At 59.5% G+C, this 686-nt stretch carries 1 pseudogene; it reads right to left on the bottom strand.

From position 1 onward, the window contains the following. A pseudogene (locus tag EOA49_RS32270) lies at positions 1-567 on the bottom strand (hypothetical protein); the annotation flags it as partial. Positions 568-686: the final 119 nt, after the last annotated feature.

Raw genomic sequence — 686 nt, 5'->3', positions numbered from 1 at the left:
GTAGAGCACTTCGCCGGTTCGGGCGAAGAAGCGCCTGTCAGTCGAGACCCCAGACGCGGTCACGGCAGCGTCTTCGTAGAGCGCGCTAGGGCCGAATGGGAAGACGAACTTTGAACTCCAGCGCTTGTTGCTGGTGCCTTCGATGGCCGAACTCTGTAGAAATCCCACCACCGATGCGAAGTCGTCGAAAGTGTCGAAGCGGCTGCGAAGGTAGCTGAAGTTCCGGCTCTCTAACCCGCCGGCATTCTGTTCCATCAACTCCAGCCATTTGGTCCAGGCCGCATCGTCGGAAAGGCGTTCCGCGCCGATGGTCAGGAGGTAGGGATTGTTGAAGATCAGGTTGCGCAGACGAAGTTGGGTCTGTGGACGATAGGAGAGAGCGTTCAACTCTTGTTCCGACAAGGCGCGGCCGGCAAGTTCCTCTGACCTCAGCACCCCCAAGAATTCCAGAAGGATCAGCCACGGCGTTTGCTCGTCATGCAGGCGGTGTCCCCAGATCGCCTCGTCGACCCAGAACGCTGGACCGGTGCGATCCTCGTGCGAGATCGGTCGCTTCAAAATCTCCATCGCTAGAGCCTCACCGTGACGCTACGCGATGATGCTCTGCCGTCGGGGTTTAGGTCGATGAACTTGAGGACGATTCCATCGCTGCGATCGTCACCATCGAGAACCCGGCGGCGCTCCAC

Source organism: Mesorhizobium sp. M1A.F.Ca.IN.020.04.1.1 (assembly GCF_003997315.1).
Lineage (GTDB): Bacteria > Pseudomonadota > Alphaproteobacteria > Rhizobiales > Rhizobiaceae > Mesorhizobium.
This window is presented reverse-complemented; position numbering and strand designations above follow the sequence as displayed.